Below are 3,784 nucleotides of genomic sequence, written 5' to 3'. Positions count from 1 at the left end.
CCGGTGAGCGCAGCGGGGATTTTCCAGTCAAATCTGGGCGATGTGGCGCAAACGCGCAGCTCGGGTAATGCCAGTCGTGCGGATTTTGAATCTGCGTTAGGGACAGCAGTGCAGGATGAGATGGCGTTGTATCAGCAGATGCAGCAACGCAGTCTTGAGCGCTGTGGCGTAGCGTAAGAAGAAATTTTACAGCCGGTCTGAAATTCAACAGACCGGCTGCTTTTCTTGTAGTTATTGCAAGCGCGAGTCACGCACCAGCGTGTACTTCCCGGCACCCAAAAACATAATGGCGAGCGCACCCAGCAAGTAAAGAGCTTCTGTCTCCAGCGCCCAGGCACCGACATCAGTGCGATGCCAGACTGCGCCCATTTTTACCAGCAGTGTCGCAACAATCATGTTCACCGCAATAATGAACGCCGCAGGGCGCGTCAAAAATCCGATGATCACCATTACAGGTGCCGCTATTTCCCCGATGTAAGCACCGTAAGCGATGAAACCTGGCATCCCTTTGACGGCGAGCATATGCGCAATCCAGCCCACGCCATGCACTACCTTGAACGCCCCATGAAACAGCAGCAATCCGCCAAAAGTCAGGCGTAACAGCAGTTTGCCGAAGTCCGGGTGATCGCACATGCGGTTGAACATCTGATTAATGCCACCAAACATGGTGTTTCTCCGTCGCGCCAGGTTAACTTGCAACCTTAAAACAAATGGTCTCAATGGGGTTAGCCAAAATATTTGATGGAGTTGTTCAAAGAATCGCGCCACGGTTCGGCATAATCTGCAAATGCTTTCAGAACATGGACATTCGTCCAAGGCCTGCAAATAATGGAACGATGCATTATCAGGGAACCCGAGATGAAAAATGAACGACGTCTGAGGATCATGACCGCAGAAGGTGAACTCAGAGGCCTGATGGACGAAGATCTTTTTGTCTTCAAAGGAATACCGTACGCAGCCGCACCTACTGGCGCTTTACGCTGGCGACCGCCGCAGCCGGTTCAGCCGTGGCAAGATGTGCGTGACGCGACCGAATGGGGCGCGGCAAGCTGGCAGAACCGTGACTATTGCGTGGCCGCTGGCGGTGGCGATCCCGGTCGCTTCAGTGAAGATTGTCTCTACCTGAATATCTGGACGCCGGATGTCGAGCCATCGCGGCCGTTGCCGGTGATGGTCTGGTTGCACGGCGGCGGTTTTGCCATCGGTGCGGGCAATCTCGATCCCTATCGCGGCAAAGCGCTGGCGGCGCAAGGTGTCGTGGTCGTAACGCTCAACTATCGCCTTGGCCACTTCGGCTTCTTCTCTCATCCGGCGCTGGATGCGCAATATCCCGCCGGGCGCGTGATCAACAACTTTGCCTTACTCGATCAAATTGCCGCGTTACAGTGGATTCAGCGCAACATTCCTGCCTTTGGCGGCGATCGTCATAACGTGACGCTGTTTGGTGAATCCTCCGGCGCGCGCAGCGTGTTATCGCTGTGCTGCTCGCCGCTTTCCGAAGCGCTGTTTCACAAAGGCATCGTACAAAGCGCCTACAGCTTGCCCGACATCCCGCAAAAGCAGGCACAACAGATTGGTTTGCAGGTGGCGGCGCATTTTTCATTACCCGAAGATGCCAGCGCCGAGCAGCTGCGCGAGCTGCCGGCTGAACAATTCTGGCCGTTAGAACGCCCGCTGGCGCTTGGCCCGGTGCCAATCAGCGGCGATGCGGTGCTGCCGAAGCCGATGTTAACCACTTTTATGAGCGGTAAGCAGCATCGCATCCCGTTAATGATTGGCAGCAACAGCGATGAAGCCAGCGTGTTGGACTATTTTGGCGTGGATGCCACGGCGGTGTTGCGCCAGATGCGCAGCAAGAACCGCGTCAGTTATCGTCTGATGAAGTGGTTGTACGACATTCATGATGATGCGCTGCTGGGGCGTGCGATGGCGCGCGATATGGCGTTCACGGTGTTACCGTTGATGGTCGCTCAGGCGCAGCACAATATCGGCATGCCCGCATGGCGTTACTGGTTCGATTACGTCTCCGAAAACGCGCGCGATCTCTATCCGCACGGCACCTGGCACGGCAATGAAATTCCTTATGTCTTTAACACGCTTGATACGCTTACGCCGCCAGCGGAACGCAGCTACAGCGAGCAGGATAAAGCGTTCGCCGGCGCAGTCAGCGCCTATTGGGTCACCTTTGCACGGGAAGCCAGCGAGTTTAGCGCGCACTTACCGGGTGAGGTTGATTGGCCCGCCTGGCGACCGGGCGAAGATCTGACGTTGGCGTTAGGCGATCAGGGCAAAGCCCAAGCGGTGGTAAAGGCGCGCTTTATGCGTGGACGGCTGCGTTTGTTCCGTTTGATGATGCGTAGCCACGTTAAGCTTTGATGAGCCTGCTAATGGTTTAAGCAGGCAAATGAATTTATAAGGCAAATTCACGCCTATCTTGCTGATTAATCATAAAAGCCCGTTTTCCTAACCTGCGTCAGTAAGCAATTAATTAGCTTACAAAACCGTTACATTTTCCCTATCCGATGCCGATAAACGCAATATGCCCGATTTTATCGGGCCTCCTTCGCGTTTCACACCACGGGATTATGTATGGGTATCTTAAAAAATTTCACCATCCGCGCCGTATTGCTCACCATTCTTGGGCTGTTTTGCCTGCTGTGGTGTGCCGTTGGGCTGTTTAGCGTCCACTCACTGAACGCCCTCGGCGAGGGCAACGAGATTGACCGCCAGCTGGTCAATCAAATGACGGTTTTGAGCAAAGGAAACGATCAGTATTTTCGTGTGGTTACGCGTCTATCGCGTGTGATGGAAGGCCGTGCTTCAGGTAGCGTAGTCAATGCTGATGCGTTCGCGCCGGTACAGCAAGCGCTCGACAATATGAAAGATCTGCTGGCGCAGTTTAAAACCATGGCGCCGGGTCCAATGGACTCGGAGACCGCCAATAGCGTTATCGCCAACTGGCAAAAACTTCTGGATGAAGGTATCGCCCCGCAGGTTTCGCTGGCGCAGCAGGGCACGATTGAGGCCTATCGCGCGCAAGCCAATAACGTCACGCCGCCGCTCAGTCGCGCGTTTGGTGCCAGCGCTGAAGCCTTCAATAAAGCCGCAGGCAGCAAGCTGGATGAGACGCGCATCACCGTCGATAAGCTCACCAGCATCACCAAAGTGATCATTCTGGTGGCGGTAGTGATTGGCTTGTTCATTCTGCTGTTTACCGATCGCTATTTGGTGGCGATGCTGGTGAAACCGCTGGAACGCATCCGCAACCATTTCTCTATTATTGCGCAGGGCGATCTGAGCCAGCCGGTAGAAGATTTTGGCCGTAACTGTGTCGGCAAACTGGTGCCGCTGTTGCGTGCCATGCAGGACAGCCTGCGCGAAGCGGTGAGCGCGATTCGCAGCGGAACTGAAAATATCTATCGCGGCGCGGCGGAGATCTCCTCCGGCAACAACGATCTCTCTTCGCGCACCGAAGAGCAGGCGGCCGCGCTCGAGCAAACGGCGGCGAGCATGGAGCAGTTAACCGCCACCGTGAAGTTCAACGCCGACAACGCGCGTCAAGCTAGTTCGCTGGCAGAAACCGCCACCGGCACCGCGCAGCAGGGCGGCAAGTTGGTGGGCGAAGTGGTTACCACTATGCAAGGCATCTCCGGCAGCTCGAAGAAGATCGCGGAAATCACCAGCGTGATTAACAGCATCGCCTTCCAGACCAACATTCTGGCGCTGAATGCCGCGGTTGAAGCCGCACGCGCCGGTGAACAGGGCCGAGGTTTTGCCGTGGTGG

Annotated in this window: 3 protein-coding genes and 1 pseudogene; 3 read left to right on the top strand and 1 reads right to left on the bottom strand. The window is 55.6% G+C overall.

What is annotated here, in order from left to right:
* A pseudogene (locus tag RTY00_RS21585) lies at nt 1-177 on the top strand (DUF1338 domain-containing protein); the annotation flags it as partial.
* A 54-nt stretch (nt 178-231) separates the two neighbouring features.
* Here RTY00_RS21585 and RTY00_RS21580 read toward each other — a convergent pair.
* Entirely contained in the window at nt 232-666 is a 435-nt protein-coding gene (locus RTY00_RS21580; RefSeq protein ID WP_312666134.1) for a DoxX family protein, read from the bottom strand.
* A 192-nt stretch (nt 667-858) separates the two neighbouring features.
* Here RTY00_RS21580 and RTY00_RS21575 point away from each other — a divergent pair, with 192 nt between their 5' ends.
* Together RTY00_RS21575 and RTY00_RS21570 are read left to right on the top strand one after the other, a co-directional pair.
* Nucleotides 859-2,376: a carboxylesterase/lipase family protein gene (locus RTY00_RS21575; RefSeq protein ID WP_312666132.1), complete on the top strand. Its 1,518-nt coding sequence runs from the start codon at nt 859-861 to the stop codon at nt 2,374-2,376.
* A gap of 213 nt (nt 2,377-2,589) precedes the next feature.
* Nucleotides 2,590-3,784: methyl-accepting chemotaxis protein (locus RTY00_RS21570; RefSeq protein WP_312666130.1), on the top strand; the 1,195-nt coding region annotated here is incomplete at its 3' end.

This window comes from Pantoea sp. CTOTU49201, assembly GCF_032054795.1.
In the GTDB taxonomy this organism is placed as follows: Bacteria; Pseudomonadota; Gammaproteobacteria; order Enterobacterales; family Enterobacteriaceae; genus Pantoea; species Pantoea symbiotica.
This window is presented reverse-complemented; position numbering and strand designations above follow the sequence as displayed.